Source organism: Methylobacterium nigriterrae (assembly GCF_037106235.1).
Classification (GTDB): Bacteria; Pseudomonadota; Alphaproteobacteria; order Rhizobiales; family Beijerinckiaceae; genus Methylobacterium; species Methylobacterium nigriterrae.
This window is the reverse complement of record NZ_JBAWTG010000063.1, coordinates 1-14595: the sequence shown is the minus strand read 5'-3', so window position 1 is coordinate 14595 and position 14595 is coordinate 1. Positions and strand designations below refer to the sequence as shown.

Here is a 14595-nt window from a genome sequence, read left to right as displayed (position 1 = left end):
TTCTCGTTGTCACTTGGACTTCTCGCGGCCGCGGCCAGCAGTTTCGTCGCTCCGACAGGCCGTACCCGTCTGAGGCACAGGCTCGCGCCGCTGCCGAGGCTGAGATCGAGCGGCGCGAGCTGGACGTGCTCCACTGCGTGCCTCACGGGAGCGCGCAGCACCCTCCATTGACGCTGCGCCGGTCCACGCGATCACGGGCGCGCCGCAGGCGGCCATGAGCACCCGCAGGCCGTCGATCCACTCCTCGGCCTCGGCCAAGGTCATGAACCCGGCCCGCTGATGCAGCGAGCCTGTGCCGAGGACCACCACGACATCGAACCGCCCGTCAGATCGGTCAAAGACCTTGTACGTCACGATCCGCGCCATGGCCGGGGTTACGCCGATCAGGTCCTAAGGGTTGCAGTGACGGCAATGTCACGGTCCGCGATCTCGCGAAACCGGGCATGGAACCATCGTCCTGTATGAGCTTTGCTGGATGATGTGGGTCCGCAAACGCAACCTGAGCCACGCGAGCCACCAGGGCACGGCGTCTCCGAATGACGGGACGCTCGACCAACGGCCTCGTCTACCGGCAGCCTTGCGCAATTATCTCGGCGTGCAACTGCGGGGCTTCTACGCCGCGATGGTGGTTGAGGCGCAGCCCTCGCACCTCTGCTCGCTGATCGAGCGGCTCGATGCGGTTCTGGTCAGCCAGGGCGCAACGACCGACGCGAGGTTCCGTGACGATCTCCTCGCCGCATTGCCGAGCCTGCGCGCCTTCGCGATGTCCCTGACGGTGAACGAGGTGCGGGCCGACGATCTCGTTCAGGAGACGCTGCTCAAGGCCTGGGCCAACCAGCATCGCTTCCGGCCCGACTCCAACCTCAAGGCGTGGCTCTGCACGATCCTGCGCAACCAGTTCTATACCGACTGCCGCAAGCGCAAGCGTGAGGTGGAGGATGGGGATGGCGTGATGGCGGGACAGCTGACCACACCGGCTGCCCAGGAGCACGGCATCGAGCTGCAGAAGGTCTGGGCCGTGCTCGAGCAGCTTCCCCCGCTTCAGCGCGAGGCTCTGCTGCTGGTGGGCGCGCAAGGCCTGACCTACGAGGCCGCCGCCGAGGTAACAGGCAGCCAGGTGGGCACGATGAAGAGCCGGGTCAGCCGCGCGCGGGCGTTCCTGGCCCAATCCCTGGATATGCCTGCGGCCCGGATCTCGGCTTAGCCGAGCAAGCGGCAGTCCTGCTCAAGAGACAGAGGGGCTGCCAGCCGTGGCCGGCAGCCCGCTTGATCTCAGTCGATGGTGGCGATCACGCGGCGCGAGCCGGAATCAACTATGTAGGTGCCGCTGTCCGACGAGAAATAGCTGTAGCCCTTCAGGCGCGGGTTCTCGGTCACGATGGTCGAGGGCAACGGCTCGAAGGTCACGTTTGCTGGAACCGTCGAGCCGACCGTCACCCGCTCCTTCAGCTTCACGGGTGGGAGTGCGTACGACTAAGGAGGGCGCAGTGGGCAGAGTTCACCGGCCGCAACACCACTCAAGCAGGACATTGCCAACACTCTCGATCAGCTGCGTCAGACTCCTCAGCCGACCTGCGATCGATTATGGGCGGACTACGGTAACGCCAGCCGGAAGGCGCAGCTGCTCAAGCGGATTTGATGCCTGCGGGTGTATGGAACAGAATTCGAGCCTTTTTGAAGTTTCCGGAAACTGCTCTTTCGCCAACGAGAGGCGCGACCCAGTACAATCATAGAGGACCGGCCGGCGGGAGTAGGCAGCCTCCAGGAGCACGCGCCGGAACCCTTTCCGCAAGCCCCTTGTTGCGTCCTTCACAAAACAGGAGGCGACGTCATGCGCTCGTATGCACTCGGCATTGCTGCTGCAGCGGCACTCTTCATCTCGCCGATTTCAGCCTTCTCGCAGGGAATCGAGATCGGACCGGGCGGTGTTCGCTTCGGAGGCGGTCGCGGCGGTCAATGTGAGCAGCTCCGGCGTGCCTGCGAGAACAAGGACGCCTTGGGTGAACGGGGCGAAGGCAACTGCCGGCGATACCGCGAAACATGTGAGCGACGCCGCCCCTCTCGCGACATGTGCCGGGAACTGCGTCAGGCCTGCCTCCACAAAGATGAGCTCGGCGAGCAGGGGGCAGGCAACTGCCGTCGGTATCGCGAAAACTGCCGATAACTCACAAGAGTTTCCAAGGCCCAATTTGCGGAGAACTTAAATGAGCAAGGCCCTTATTACTGCAGCTTGCCTTCTTTTGCTGCCCCTGCCGGCGCTCGCTCAAAGCTCATCCCGGGATGATGACAGAGGTGGATCATACGACCGAGGCGACAGCAGAAAAGATGACATGCGATACCACCCCAATGAGGATCGAGAGCGTGGCTATCGGCACGGCTATGCGGATGACGCGCCGAGGGGCGGCTCCTCGTTTCACATGAAGATCGGCGACGCGAAGATCAATGTCAGATGCGGTCCTCGTGAAACGTTGAAGGACTGCGTGGATGCTGCCACCACCCTGCTCGATAAAGCGCGCTCGCTTCCAGTCTCAGGAAGCGCGAACACGGGATCGGGGAACGCGCCATCGAAGCCGTAACCGAAGAGCACACCGAGTAGGAGGCGGAGCTCTATGCGCGGCCTCCCGCTCGCTCAACGTCCCTCGTCCGACCTCGCGTCACCCTTGCTGAAGCTCCTTCTCACGTATCCGGCTCTCCTCAGCCTCCTCCTCCTCGCCGCGCCTGTCTCCGCCGCCCCATCTCAGGGCGCGACTGAGACGGTAGAGCAGGCACTCTGCCGTCTGATCGATGGATCAGCCAAGGCACAGGGTCTGCCGGTGCCCTTTCTGACCCGCCTGATCTGGCGCGAGAGCAGTTTTCGGGTGAGTGTTGTCAGCCCGGTCGGCGCGCAGGGCGTAGCGCAGTTCATGCCCGGAACCGCGCAGGAGCGAGGGCTTCTCGACCCGTTCGACCCCGAACAAGCGATCCCGCACGCGGCGCGCCTTTTGCGCGACCTCAAACGCCGCTTTGGCAATCTCGGGCTGGCCGCAGCCGCCTACAACGGTGGTCCTGCTCGCGTGACCAACTGGATCGCTGGCTCAGGTGGGCTGCCGGCCGAGACCCGCGCTTATGTTCTCGCCGTCACCGGGCGGTCAGTCGAGGATTGGCGGGAGGGCGAAGCAAGCAGCGAGGCGAAGCTGCCAGAAGCCAAGCCAGTCGGTAAGAGTACGGTCATCCAGGCGCAGGACGCGAAGCCGGGCGGGCAGACCACGAAGACTGAAGGATCCAGGGGTGAGGACGCAACTCGGAAGAGCGGCAGGACCGAGAAACCCAGAGTTGATCAGCAGGTTCGGAGTCAGCAAACCTGCTTACAGGTCACCGCAGCCTTGCGCATCCCGTCGCGCGGCGATCGCTTTGCTGCCAGCCCGAACAAAGGGGCGAGTCCGAGCGAGAAGCCGGTTGCCCCGCCCTGGGGACCGTGGGGCATTCAGCTCGCAGCCAACTTCTCGAAGTTCCTCGCGCTCCAGAGCTTCTCGCGAGCGCAGGCAAGCTACGCGAAGGTGATCGGCGGAGCACGTCCGATGATCATCGGCACGCGCCTGCGTACCCGCGGCACTCAGGCCTTCTACCGCATCCGCATCCCGGCGCAGAGCCGGCAGGCCGCCGACGAACTCTGCGGCCGGATCCGCACCGGAGGTGGCGCCTGCATTGTCTTGAGAACCTAAGCGCTCAGGCCTGTCCGCTTGGCGGAAGCCGGCAGGGGCTGGCCGTTTGCGATTACGTGACACCGGACCATTGGCGTAGCAGTGCCGATCAGATTGGATAAGGATCTGCGCCGACTGCATAGCAACGCTGTGTAAGAAAAACGACCGTTTTCCTGTCATCGGCGAGGAGCGTCTCGCGAGCCCTCCCAAACAGCCCCGTTTGTGTCAGGAAACCGTGACTGGAAAACTACTGACAGGAAAACGTGGCTGGGCCACTATCCTGACATGCTCGTCGGCTACGCCCGTGTCTCCACCCAGGACCAGAACCTCGACCTCCAGCGCGACGCGCTGAGACAGCATGAGCCCAGCGCTGAACGCGTGGCCGTTCCGGTAGGCTCGTTTCCGAGCTTGCGGCAGGCCCGGATTGGCCTGCCGCGGACAGCTTGCCTCGCTTCAAGCAGCCGTCTTGCGCCTGGCATTTCCGACCGTCTGCGGGCTCACACCGGCCCGCCGGGCTACCTCGCGGTTTGATAGGCCCGAACGCAGCAGAGCGAGCACGGCACGTTGCTTTGCAGCCCTGCTACGCGGGTGTCCAGTTTGGACGGGAGTGTCCACTTTCAGGTATCCACTTCCACCCTGCGCTGGTTCAGGGGAGGCGTCGCATATGTGCGGCCTTTCGGCTGGTTTAGGAGCTGTCCTCGCTGCCTCTTCGCCGGCCGCCTTTGCCATGGGCTTGGCCTTAGCACCACTCCTACTTTTGTGAGCAGAGCCAAAGGCTTGACCGTTCTGATCATGCACCCAGTCGAGCGGTCCCAAGCGCTCCTCGAGCCACGCCCTGACATCCTTCGGGGCATTGGGGAGCAGGATTGCGGCGGTGGGCTTGAACCGCCCGCGGCGCTTGTAGCTGATCTCCGTGAGAGTTGCCCCAACTCCATTAAGGGAATCCCTTTTAGGTGTTTGGGCAACTCTCAGGTCATCAACCAGCGCCCGGGCGGCCTTGAAGGTCAGGCCCAGACCCGGGAAAGCCCGCAACACGTCGGTTGCGCTGGTTAGCAGTATGCCGGCGGGCGCCATGTCGGCCCAGCGGCCAGGTTTGACCCTCTCCCAGACCTCAACAGCGTCAACGCTGATGGGCAGCGGCACGTCGTTGATGATGTCCAGGTAGTAGGGGTTTTCTGCCCCCCGACGCTGAGCGCGCAATCGGCCGATTGCCTGCACGAGGTTGGACTCGCAGATCTGCCACCTGAGCGCCTCGGCGAGCGGATCGGGATGCCGGTAGTGGTCAACCGCATAGCCCTCGCCCGTCGCCATCCGGATGCCGCCGACGAGCGGCTCGTACCAGGAGCGTCCGCGCTCATTGTCCGCGCTCATTGTCCTCGATCGCCTCTGGAGCGCGCCCTGTAATGGCACCGGCATTCCCTTCCACCTCACGCGGGCCGGGCAACGGCCTACCGATGCAGATCAGCGATGCCGCGTTCCTCCAGCGATCCTGACCGGCAATGGCGTTGAAGTGGCCACAGCTGACGTTCTCAGGTAGCCCGGCCGCTTCGAACTTTTCGGTGAGCCGCATTGGGCCGATGACGAGCACGTCTCGATCAGGGCCGACCAGGGCGGCGCGCAAGCGGATCAGCCGCAGCAGGTCGCCAACCACAGTAGGATCAGCCTGCCGGCTGTGATCTGGAACCAGGCCGAGCTTAGAGCTGCTCACGGGGGCTCGGACGATCTGCCGGACGATGCCGTGCGGGCTCCAACGGACCGAGATGTCAGCCTGCATCTCAACACGATGCCCAATAACCGCCTCGAGCAGCGGCGTTTCCGGCAGGGTGGCGTCAAGGCAGAGTGTCGGTGCGGACCAGGAAGAGCGGATGATGGAGAGAGAGCGGCGCTCCAACTGGCGCACTCCCGCTCTCGTGTCGAACCGCAGGGATAGCCGTCCGGACTTTTCGGCATCACCGGACAGGAATGCGTCGACCTCAGCCCAGATCGCCGCCCACTGCTTCACCTGTGCGTTGTGCCAGCCCACCTTGGCTGCCCGCTTCTTTCGCCCGTCAGGCTCCATGCCGGGCGCAATCCCTGGGTCCAGCGCTCGCTTCCACTCCAAGCGGTAGGCCGATGCCGCCAGAGCCGCTGTGACACGGTGCCTGAGGAGGATTTCGCGACGGAGCGGACCGTCACCCTCATGCGCCCGCAGCGCTCGCATGAAACTGGCCCGGGCCACCTCCAAATCGTTCGAGTCCAGGATGAGCTCGATGCCTCCGGCTTGTACGGTGAAGTCGCAAGCCTCCATCGCGTCGAGCGTGAAGATTGCCGGCTGGTCGGGCAGCGCGCCCAGAACGAAGCCCTCGTCAATGACAATGGCGTCGGGCTCCGGGATGTATGAGGGCCGCTGCCTGTAGAGGAGCGCGTGAGGCACGATCCAGATGAGGGGCTTAGCGGCGCGCTGCCGCTGCATCCCGCACTTCTCAATGAGCGTGCATTGCAGGATCAGATTGCCCTCGACGCGCCTCTCGCAGATGGCTCCCGCGATCTTGGAGACACCAGCATCCCTCGCATCGCGGAATGCCTCTAAATTCAAGCACATAGCTTGGCCAGGCAACTCAGGATCGGGACGCTCGTACCCGTAGTAGACACGAGCCTCGGCGCCAGTCTTCGACCGAATGCGGTTGGCGAGCTCGTTACTGAGCCGGTGATCCGGCACGGTGAGAACAACCGTGATGTTGGCCTGCGCGGCGCCCACAGCGTCCACGATCGCCCGCTCAGTCTTGCCGACAGCTGTCTCGATGCGGGCGCCCCACGAGGTGGGGACCGGCACTTCGGGTGGCTCCTCACCGGTTTCTGCAGCCAGTGTCAGAGCGGCCTTATGGGCTTCACGCAGCTGCTTGAACGCGGGTACGTGCTCGCGAAAGAACGTCCCTATAACCTGCTCCACGGCTGCCTCAGCTTCCTCAAGGGACCGACGGTTATCGGCGTAGGAAGGCTCGACAGTCTTAGGGGCCGGCTTGATCGTCTTGTTCCCGCGTTGCAAGCGCCCAATCAGCTCTGCGGCCTTCGTCTCGGCTGAGGCACGGGTCCACTTCCCATCCTTCAGGTCGGCTGATTGTGCGAATGCGGCCCAGGCACGATCCGAGAGATTCGCGACGGTAAGCTCCTCGCCCTCGTCCACGATCTGGCACGCACTGCGCCAGATGACCGTCGCTAGGTACCCCTCGCGCCCATCAATGATGAGCCCCGAGACGGGATCACGCGTGACTTGAGGTGATCCACCAGCCTTCCCCTTTTTGCGGCTACCGCCCTTGTTGAGCTCAATCAGGCGGCTCAGCTCGAACAGGAAGGCGTCAACCTGCTTCTGCGTAATCTCAGGGGCAGCGTCCGGCGAGGCGGTTAGAGGGTTCTTAGGGCCAATCCACCGATAGAGCTGCCGTGTTTTCGGGTGGATGCCGAACGCCACGAACTGCTTGCCGCAGGCGAGGATATCGACCCCGTCTCCGGAGCCGTCAGCGGCCTTTCGGCCCGTGCTCACAATTGGCTCGGCCGCCCGATAAACGAGTAGCACCTTCGGGGCTTGGCCCTGGCGAACAAAGGGCGTCACCCCGAAGTGGCGGAACGCCATGGCATACGCCTCTTCGGCCACGTCGGCGTGGACGAGGAAATCCAGGTCAATGCCGACGTGGTTGCCGCACAGGATGCCAGTACTGGGTGCGCGTGTTTCGGTCGGCTTCCGCGCGATGACTTCCTCGGGCGTCGTCAGCGGGGCCCCGAACGCAGCCTTCCGCTGCCAGTCCAGTTCGTTAGGCGCTTTGCCAGCCTTCTTCGGGTCGGCGTTCAGGTGCGTGTGGATGGAAATGTTCGAGAAGCCGTTCTGGCATATTTTCAAGCGGACTTGTGTCGGTGTCAGCCCTGGAACGCCCGAAGCAGACAGACGGGGCGAGGCACCGTCACGCGACGATGCTTGACCGGACGAGGCGTTCGGCGTATCTTCTTCAAGCATATCAAAGCCTTATGCCCCGTGCGGTTCTCCGCCGGGGCTTTTTCTTTAGGGGTGAGGTTGGGAGGATGCGGGACTGTGACTGCTGGCCCGCAGCAGGCGCCCGCTCCTAGAGGCAAGCCTTGCCGCACCGGGCACTTCAAGCTCTGGTGCATGCTGCCAATCAGCCTCAGCGACTTGGACCTTCAAGCGCTATCAGCGACTGCTCGCATCGGGTGATCCAACGCGGTCATGCGTCTCGGCATCATGCGCGACGTCTCTGCCGTACCGAGCGGTACGGGCGCAGGATGCCATAGATTTTGTGGCTATCAAGAGTTAAAATACCACATATTGAGATTCTGCTGGCATCAGCTCCCGTGAGCAACAGCATGGCCGATGCAGCATCCGGCACCGGACATTTCGACGTTCGGGTCGACGCTCCATTTTCCTAATACCGTTGCAGGTTCAAATTCCTATTCCCTCACAGTCCCCGCACTCTGCCCTCTCGCCCGCACGGCCAAGATCGGCGATGATCCTGCGCAAGGCCGCGGGCAGCGGCAGGGGATGAGCATGCGGGCGGTCTGGGTGGGTCTGGTCGGGGCAGTTCTGGCTTGCGGCGTGGCGCAGGCCGACACAAGCGCCGCGCGCCTTGGCTGCAAACTTGACGGGCTTGAGCTGATCGCAAGCGGCCTTCCCGAATTCGAGGGTAAGCGCTTCCGGGTCGCCAAAGTAGAAACGCGGTTCGACCGTCTTGAGAGCCCGCCCGTCAATGACTTCAAGTCAGACGGCTACGTGGTCGCCCTCCTTGAGGGCGAGGCCGGCAAGTTCGTCCTGACAGAGACGTACAGCCGCTACGGCATGCCGGCCGACTATGGGCGGCTGGAGAGGGCAACGCCCGAGGCCATCAAGAGTATCAACCCGAAGCAGCGCTCCGCGGCCGGCGAGCGCGCGCGGGTCAATGGTGTCTTCCATATCTTCAACGAAGATTTTGAAGGGCTTTCGCTCCGACCATCTTCCTGCAAATAGCCCGCTCTACTGGGTCAGTCTGAGAGCCCGGTTATGGCGCAAACCCAACCGAACTTCACCTATGCCGACGCGCTGAAGTACGCGATCCCGGCCAATCGGTACGGCACGGACGGGTCGAGGCTTGCAGACTTCAAGCAGGACTTCATCAACAGGTATGCGCCCTATGCCATGCTGCTGCCGATGACGCGCGCGGTTCTGATCGGCCTGCTCGGAGCAACGCTCAGCGTCAGCGGGGCCGTAGCTACGCCGAAGAGCTGCCCGGCCGACAAGGCCGTCCTGACGGTCAAGGACACGCATTTCCGGTACGCGATGGCCAATGCCATTCAGCGCCCCGACCTCATCGGACGTACGTTCCGGATCGCGCGTTTCACGCGCGGCAACGACACAGGCTCCAACGGGGTGCCGGAGGCCTACGAGATCGTCGGCTCAGCTGGCCACTTTATCGTGAAGCGGCAGCACTGGCCTGCCGTCCCATTCGTAAGCGCCTCCAGCGCGGCGGCAGGAGAGCCGAAGCAGTTCAACGTGGCATGGGCGCCTCCTACCCGCGGAGCTGAGACGTTCGAGGACTACGTCTTCGATGGTCCCCTCTCGTCACTGACCATCAGCCTCAAATCTTGCAGCCGGTGACGGGCCGGCGAGGTCGGAACAGGAGCATGACATGCGTGCGATCAACCCGCGGATCGGCGGGGCTGAGATCGTCTACTGAGGTGACCCAGCAGGAGACGGTCATGCGCGCGGTTCTAATTGGCGTACTGGGTGTTTGGGGGGCCTTACGCCTGAGCGCGGCCCAAGCGCTGCCGGTTTCTATAATGGCCCTACTGCGAATTGCGTGCGGCCTCACGCGCGCGAGACGAAGCCCTAAAATGAGCGTAGGGTTCGCCATGCCCGACCTCCAACAAGAGCGCGAGCGCCTTGCCCAAGCGGACCGGCACATTGCTGAGGGCAGGAGGCGTGTCACCAATCAGGTCGTACTGATCGCGCGCTTGGCTCAGGATCGGCACGACACGGCTGAGGCTAGGCGCCTGCTCGTGACGCTCGAAGAGACCCTAGACGAGTGGTACGAGGATCGGCAGATCATCCTCAGCACCATCGCGCGGCTCACGGCAGCGATGCCATGAAGCATCCGGCCCCATAGAGGCCCTTACGCGAAGGGCAGGGCGCTGGTTATGCGAATTGCGCGGCCTCGCGCGCATGTAAGGGCTAAAACGCGTCGTAAGGCTGGCCCTCGTTCGGGTGTGCTTTGATCGTCAGTTCTTGAATGTTGATCCCGGAGCGAAGAGCCGCATCCGACTTCGGCGGCGTCGTCAACATCGTTACCCAGAATGCAGCGGCGGCCAGCACGAAGGCCGCGGCGAGCAAGCTTAGCGCGCGCATCGACAACTCCTATAGCTAAGATCGGAGAGTATATATCGATCCTATAAATTATACGCCCAAATGAGGACGGATTTCTAATGATAATGAATTCATATTCTGAAGTGTGATGTAGATCACTGAGGCTGTTATTCTGTCTTGACGCGCATTGAGGCCGCACTGCAAGAATTTAATCCCCGCCGCCTCATGCACTGGCGCTCACGGCGGGGTGGAAGGCAACCCGCCGCACCTGCTTCACCCCCGATGCGGCGTCGCGGTCAGTGACCCTGCCTCTAGGCTGCTTTCACCGAGGAGCCCGTCCCATAACTCCACTTCCGCGAAGTGGATGGGTCCATAACGCCCACTCTGTCAGTTGGGACGGCCGCACCGACCGCGGCTATCTCGATCCGCGGCTGGCGCCTGAGCGCAAGCTCGTGAAGCTCTTGCCCCCGGGATGGCTGACCGCCGCTGTCACTGCCTTGCAGGCGAGCGAGACGGTTTTCACGGACCAGCCCTCCGTCTGACGAAAAGACTTCTGGCGGACATGCGTGCAGACAGGTGCCGGCATGGGAGCGGCCGCCACTTTGACGACCTTCGGCGGAGCCTGCACGGGACGCGCAAGCGCCGGCCCCGGCGCGGACAGAAGCGCGAGAACGAGAACATAGCGGAGCATGGTGGGAGATCTCGGCGAAAGCCCGCCATGACAACGCAGGAACCTGAGCCGTCGTTCAGGCAGAACAGCGCTCCGTCTTGTTCCGCAGCCGGTCAAGGCCGCTGCGCAGCCTCCAACAGCTTCGGGTCCATCGCGGAGAGCGCCAGCAAGGGGGCGGGCATCGCCACGCCGGCCCGTCGCATCTTCTGGGCTGCCTCGCGACAGCCGCGCTGGTCGTTACTGGCCGCAGCAGTCTCGATCTGCTGAACAGCCTCGGGCGACGGCTTCGGCGCCGCCGGAGCAGCCGCTGCAGTCGGCGCTGGAGCATCCTTGGGCGGCGCAGCGGCTGTCGCCGTCGAACCAGGAGGAGCAACCTTGTTCTGCGCGTCACCCTGCGGACCCGCCGCGCCGGGCCCGGACGAGGTGACCTGCCCGCTCTGGCCAGAGGTCTGCTGGGGTGCGCCGCTGCTGTCGCTCGGCTTCGAGGCAGGCTCGCCCGCGCTCTTGCCCTGTACGGCGGTCGAGAGATCCTTTGGTTTGGCGTCCGACTTCGCAGCCGCGTCCGGCTGATGCACGAAGGCTGCGAGCTCCTGGCAGAGGTTGGCAGGTTTGCCAGATCCCGACCCGCCAGTGGCCGCCGGCGCTGGCGCTGCTGGTTGTTGCTGGCCATCCTGCGCCAACCCTGCCGCCGGCAGCAGAGCCACTGCCGAGAGGAGCGTCAAAACCGCCAGAACACGCATGATCGCTCCTCCCGCTATGCGTCAGGCCGCTTTGGGATTGATGGCCTCTTCGGCAAGATCGGAGAGCACGCCGTCCGTGTTCTCCTCCTCGATCAGCGTCTGCTTGAGCAGCCCCTCAGCCTCGCTCTGACCGAGTTGCTTGGCCCAGGCGATCAGGGTGCCGTAGCGGGTGATCTCGTAGTGCTCCACGGCTTGGGCCGCCGCGATGATACCGGCATCGGCCGCGTCACTGCCGCCGAACTCGTCCATGACCTCCTGGCCTTCCGCGATGATGCCCTGGATGGCCTTGCACTCGACGCCTTCAGCCTTCTCGCCCAGGCTCTTGAACACCTGATCGAGGCGCTTCACCTGCTCCTCGGTCTCCTTCTGATGCACGCCGAGCGCGACCTTGAGATCCTTGGACTGCGCCGCCTCCATCATCTTGGGCAGGGCTTTGAGGATGGCGTTCTCGGCGAAGTAGGTATCCTTGAGCTGGTGCAGGAACAGGGCATTCAGGTCCTTGCCGGCCATTATGAGCTTCCTCGGAATGCGGGTGTCGCTGTCCGCCCAACCAGGGCTCGCTACGTTCGTTCCAGGCGCCCAGGGAGTGTGGCCCTTCTGACCCCGATGGAAGCCGAAAACGCCCTGGTCTCGTAGACTGTTTTTCTTCTCTGCCCGGCAACCATGAAGCGCCGATCTGGCTTGAGTAGCCCCGGCGAGTGAGTAACAGCCCCTGCGGCTGCTGTGCTCGGCCGACGGGAAGTGGATCAGACGAGGCACGAGCGGTGGGAAAAGGACGGCCTGCGGGCTTTGGCAATGACGTGGTCAAGGGCCACGCCGTCTCGCCCTGCGCTCGCCGGGTTCTCGACGTCCTCACCAGTGAGTTCGCCACCGCCTTCCAGATTGCCGTGCGAGCTCGCCTGCCGACGCGGGCCCGGGCAGCCATCGCGCACCAGATGTGTGAGGCCTTGGAGCGGCAAGGCTTGGCCGAGCGTGACGGCTCGCCGGACTGCCCACGGTGGCGGATCGCGGCGACCAGAACGGACAGGCCGCCCCTGCATACCTGAGCGACCACTCCCGTCACCCATCTGAGTGCTTGCTGCGGCTACGGCTGGGAGTAGCGTAGGCCTCAACGACACAAGGAAACGCGGGGGGCACCGCATGTGCACTGCTCGGACGCGCTGGCTCGCGCATGCCCGGCCACGCGGCACGGATTCCGTGGTGAGTTGCTATCTGCTCAGGCCCACGCTCGGACGGGCTGCAAACGACAACAGAGCCGGGCGCAGCATCACGCTCAGCCGAATTCGCGTAGCTATCGCGATTGCCTTGCTGGGCGCCCCGTTGCTGCTCGGGGCTGTCCTTCAACTCTGACTGAAGAGGAGGTGTGTACCTCTCCCGCACCGCGACCGCGCGAAGCGACAGCAGCTGACGCCAGGACTTGGGCGTCATGAACCGGAATGCCCCTGCCCTCCGAGCGCGCCGGGCAGCGCGCATTGGGAGTGGCAGCACACCAAACTCTTCAGGCCCTAAAGGGCCGACGGGCTGCTCTTCAGGAGCGCCGTCGAGAGCAGGTTCGCTCCTGCAAGTTAACGAGAAGTTGCCGCTTTGCGTGGCGTCTGACAGTCCGTTCCGGCAGCGATTTCGCCTGCAGGATGAACGACAAATCTCTAGCTCCTTTGGATGATCGAATTTACTGGCTGAACCTGTTAAGGTTTCGACAAGCAATGAGAATGGGGTCCGCGAGCCCACAAGCGGGATAATACGCCATGGCAGTGTCGTCCTGACCTGTTCACCGGAAAACTCGGCACGATCCAGCCGCCGAAGCGCGGGTTGCTTGGCTAAAATTTCCGCCTTCAGTGCAATCCTCGGCTGGGGAAGGGTGCAGGTGGGCTGGTTACTTCATCTTGGGCTCAAGGACCCTCCTCAGCCTCAATCTCCTGTCGGAGCGCTGGGCGATGTGAAATGCCGGATCTCTGCGGCCGAAATGTACGCGAGGGTGGAGATGACCTCGATCCTGGCTCTGATGACGGTCGGGGCGGACATCACCGAAGCGAAGCAGCGGCTGTGGCGCCATTTGGATGAGTTGAAGGATCTGCGCTGCCAGCAACAGACGCTAGAAGCGACGCAGAGCAAGCTAGCGGATGCATGATCGCCCTCATGATCTGCTCGCTGGCTCTATGACGCCCAGTTCGCATCCCCTTTCACAGCGCTGGGTGGCAGACGCTAAAGCACCCTGATGAGCCCCTGAACGCCTGTCACCAACGAAGGTTGGTCGCTTCCCCTCTGGTTCGAGGGTCCTTCCTAGTACCCCGGCAGCTGCGGGTCCGCACGAGCCCGAGGTGTCGCTAGCGCCAAGAGCGCGTAAGGGGTTCCGCATCAGGATTACTGGCCGCGTACCGGATGGAACGGTGAGAAGACGATGCAGCGTTCCGCCCTTAGGCTGCCGAGCGCTTCAGCGCCTGGGGAGGCGAACATGGCTCACCAGTTCCACCTCGGTGTCAATCGGCGTCCAATCGGGACCCGGGATCGGCTTGCAAAAGGGACCCACCAGGCCGGCTGCAATCCACGATCTCTGCCGCTCAGCCGCGGGTCTTCAGCCGCCAGCTGACGTTGCCCGTCTCCAGGATATCGCAGTGATGGGTCAGACGGTCGAGCAAGGCCGTCGTCATCTTCGCGTCGCTCGAACTCGCGCCCATCCTGGCGAGTTGGTTTCCCAAAACACGGGAGGAACGCGCGATGAGCGGGTTCTGGCTTTGCGACACGCCGCAAGGTGCGTTTCGCATCGAGATGATGCGCCTGGCGAACACGCAGCGCTTCGTCATCCTTTTCGAGGACGAGCCGCTTGGCTGCTGCGATACGGCAGAGGCCGCCCTCACCCGTCTGGTGCGTGGAGAGACCTACAAGCCGTCCTGCGGGCTCGACATCAAGCTTCTGGCGCCGCCAACAACCCTCTCTGGCTGGGTCTATGCAGCGCCACCGCGGCAGGGCTGATGCGAAAAGCTTCGCGCTATCAATCTGTGGGGCGAGTGATGTGGTGAGCCGGAAACATCCCGCCAGCTTGTTCTATGCCCGTCACCTCAGTTCGCTTCCTCGGCATGATCGGGGCGAACAACGGTCGCGTCTCCGAGCCAATGCACGACAGCCTTCAGGTTCTGGAAGGTGTGCTCTGTCTTAGTGAAGGGGTGGGGCCACTTCAGCGGGTGC

General features: G+C 63.6%; 15 protein-coding genes and 2 pseudogenes. 10 read left to right on the top strand and 7 right to left on the bottom strand.

Translation table 11 applies throughout. The features are described 5' to 3' along the window. The first annotated feature begins 478 nt into the window (after positions 1-478). Complete coding sequence (locus WDW90_RS24120; protein ID WP_336490036.1) at positions 479-1204, top strand: sigma-70 family RNA polymerase sigma factor; 726 nt, start codon at positions 479-481, stop codon at positions 1202-1204. A gap of 68 nt (positions 1205-1272) precedes the next feature. Here the strand turns inward: WDW90_RS24120 and WDW90_RS24115 are convergent, their stop codons facing one another. Continuing rightward, the gene (locus WDW90_RS24115) at positions 1273-1455 is read right to left on the bottom strand and encodes a DUF1236 domain-containing protein (protein ID WP_336490013.1); all 183 of its coding nucleotides are present in this window, start codon (positions 1453-1455) and stop codon (positions 1273-1275) included. Positions 1456-1831: 376 nt separating this feature from the next. Here WDW90_RS24115 and WDW90_RS24110 point away from each other — a divergent pair, with 376 nt between their 5' ends. The 4 genes and pseudogenes from WDW90_RS24110 to WDW90_RS24095 all read left to right on the top strand — a co-directional run. Beyond that, complete coding sequence (locus WDW90_RS24110; protein WP_336490012.1) at positions 1832-2164, top strand: hypothetical protein; 333 nt, start codon at positions 1832-1834, stop codon at positions 2162-2164. 40 nt (positions 2165-2204) lie between these two features. Then, positions 2205-2576, top strand: a complete 372-nt coding sequence (locus WDW90_RS24105; RefSeq protein ID WP_336490011.1) for a hypothetical protein — start codon at positions 2205-2207, stop codon at positions 2574-2576. A gap of 33 nt (positions 2577-2609) precedes the next feature. Continuing rightward, positions 2610-3701, top strand: a complete 1092-nt coding sequence (locus tag WDW90_RS24100; RefSeq protein WP_336490010.1) for a transglycosylase SLT domain-containing protein — start codon at positions 2610-2612, stop codon at positions 3699-3701. A gap of 264 nt (positions 3702-3965) precedes the next feature. After that, positions 3966-4034, top strand: a pseudogene (locus tag WDW90_RS24095) (recombinase family protein); the annotation flags it as partial. A 99-nt stretch (positions 4035-4133) separates the two neighbouring features. On the opposite strand, the gene WDW90_RS24090 reads toward WDW90_RS24095, so the two are convergent. Together WDW90_RS24090 and WDW90_RS24085 are read right to left on the bottom strand one after the other, a co-directional pair. Then, complete coding sequence (locus WDW90_RS24090; RefSeq protein WP_336490009.1) at positions 4134-5051, bottom strand: hypothetical protein; 918 nt, start codon at positions 5049-5051, stop codon at positions 4134-4136. After that, entirely contained in the window at positions 5035-7668 is a 2634-nt protein-coding gene (locus WDW90_RS24085) for a bifunctional DNA primase/polymerase (RefSeq protein ID WP_336490007.1), read from the bottom strand. The genes WDW90_RS24090 and WDW90_RS24085 overlap by 17 nt, the downstream gene beginning before the upstream one ends. 372 nt (positions 7669-8040) lie before the next feature. On the opposite strand from WDW90_RS24085, the gene WDW90_RS24080 reads away from it, so the two are divergent. From WDW90_RS24080 to WDW90_RS24070, 3 genes are all read left to right on the top strand, one after another. Continuing rightward, complete coding sequence (locus WDW90_RS24080; RefSeq protein ID WP_336490006.1) at positions 8041-8670, top strand: hypothetical protein; 630 nt, start codon at positions 8041-8043, stop codon at positions 8668-8670. Between the two features lie 33 nt (positions 8671-8703). Beyond that, positions 8704-9297, top strand: a complete 594-nt coding sequence (locus tag WDW90_RS24075) for a hypothetical protein (RefSeq protein WP_336490005.1) — start codon at positions 8704-8706, stop codon at positions 9295-9297. Between the two features lie 254 nt (positions 9298-9551). Next, on the top strand, positions 9552-9788 hold the full coding sequence (locus WDW90_RS24070) for a hypothetical protein (RefSeq protein WP_336490004.1): 237 nt from the start codon (positions 9552-9554) through the stop codon (positions 9786-9788). Positions 9789-9870: 82 nt separating this feature from the next. Here WDW90_RS24070 and WDW90_RS24065 read toward each other — a convergent pair whose 3' ends face one another. The 3 genes from WDW90_RS24065 to WDW90_RS24055 all read right to left on the bottom strand — a co-directional run bounded on the left by WDW90_RS24065 (position 9871) and on the right by WDW90_RS24055 (position 11922). After that, complete coding sequence (locus WDW90_RS24065; RefSeq protein ID WP_336490003.1) at positions 9871-10044, bottom strand: hypothetical protein; 174 nt, start codon at positions 10042-10044, stop codon at positions 9871-9873. A 741-nt stretch (positions 10045-10785) separates the two neighbouring features. After that, positions 10786-11412, bottom strand: a complete 627-nt coding sequence (locus WDW90_RS24060; protein WP_336490002.1) for a hypothetical protein — start codon at positions 11410-11412, stop codon at positions 10786-10788. A 21-nt stretch (positions 11413-11433) separates the two neighbouring features. Continuing rightward, positions 11434-11922, bottom strand: coding sequence for a YciE/YciF ferroxidase family protein (locus WDW90_RS24055; protein ID WP_336490001.1), 489 nt, complete (start codon positions 11920-11922; stop codon positions 11434-11436). 1471 nt (positions 11923-13393) lie between these two features. On the opposite strand from WDW90_RS24055, the gene WDW90_RS24050 reads away from it, so the two are divergent. Beyond that, on the top strand, positions 13394-13540 hold the full coding sequence (locus tag WDW90_RS24050; RefSeq protein ID WP_336490000.1) for a hypothetical protein: 147 nt from the start codon (positions 13394-13396) through the stop codon (positions 13538-13540). A gap of 430 nt (positions 13541-13970) precedes the next feature. On the opposite strand, the pseudogene WDW90_RS40815 reads toward WDW90_RS24050, so the two are convergent. Beyond that, positions 13971-14132 (bottom strand): annotated as a pseudogene (locus WDW90_RS40815) (ATP-binding protein); the annotation flags it as partial. Between WDW90_RS40815 and WDW90_RS24040 the strand changes: the two are divergent. Continuing rightward, complete coding sequence (locus tag WDW90_RS24040) at positions 14128-14382, top strand: hypothetical protein (protein ID WP_336489999.1); 255 nt, start codon at positions 14128-14130, stop codon at positions 14380-14382. The pseudogene WDW90_RS40815 and the gene WDW90_RS24040 overlap by 5 nt on opposite strands. The last annotated feature ends 213 nt before the right edge of the window (positions 14383-14595 follow it).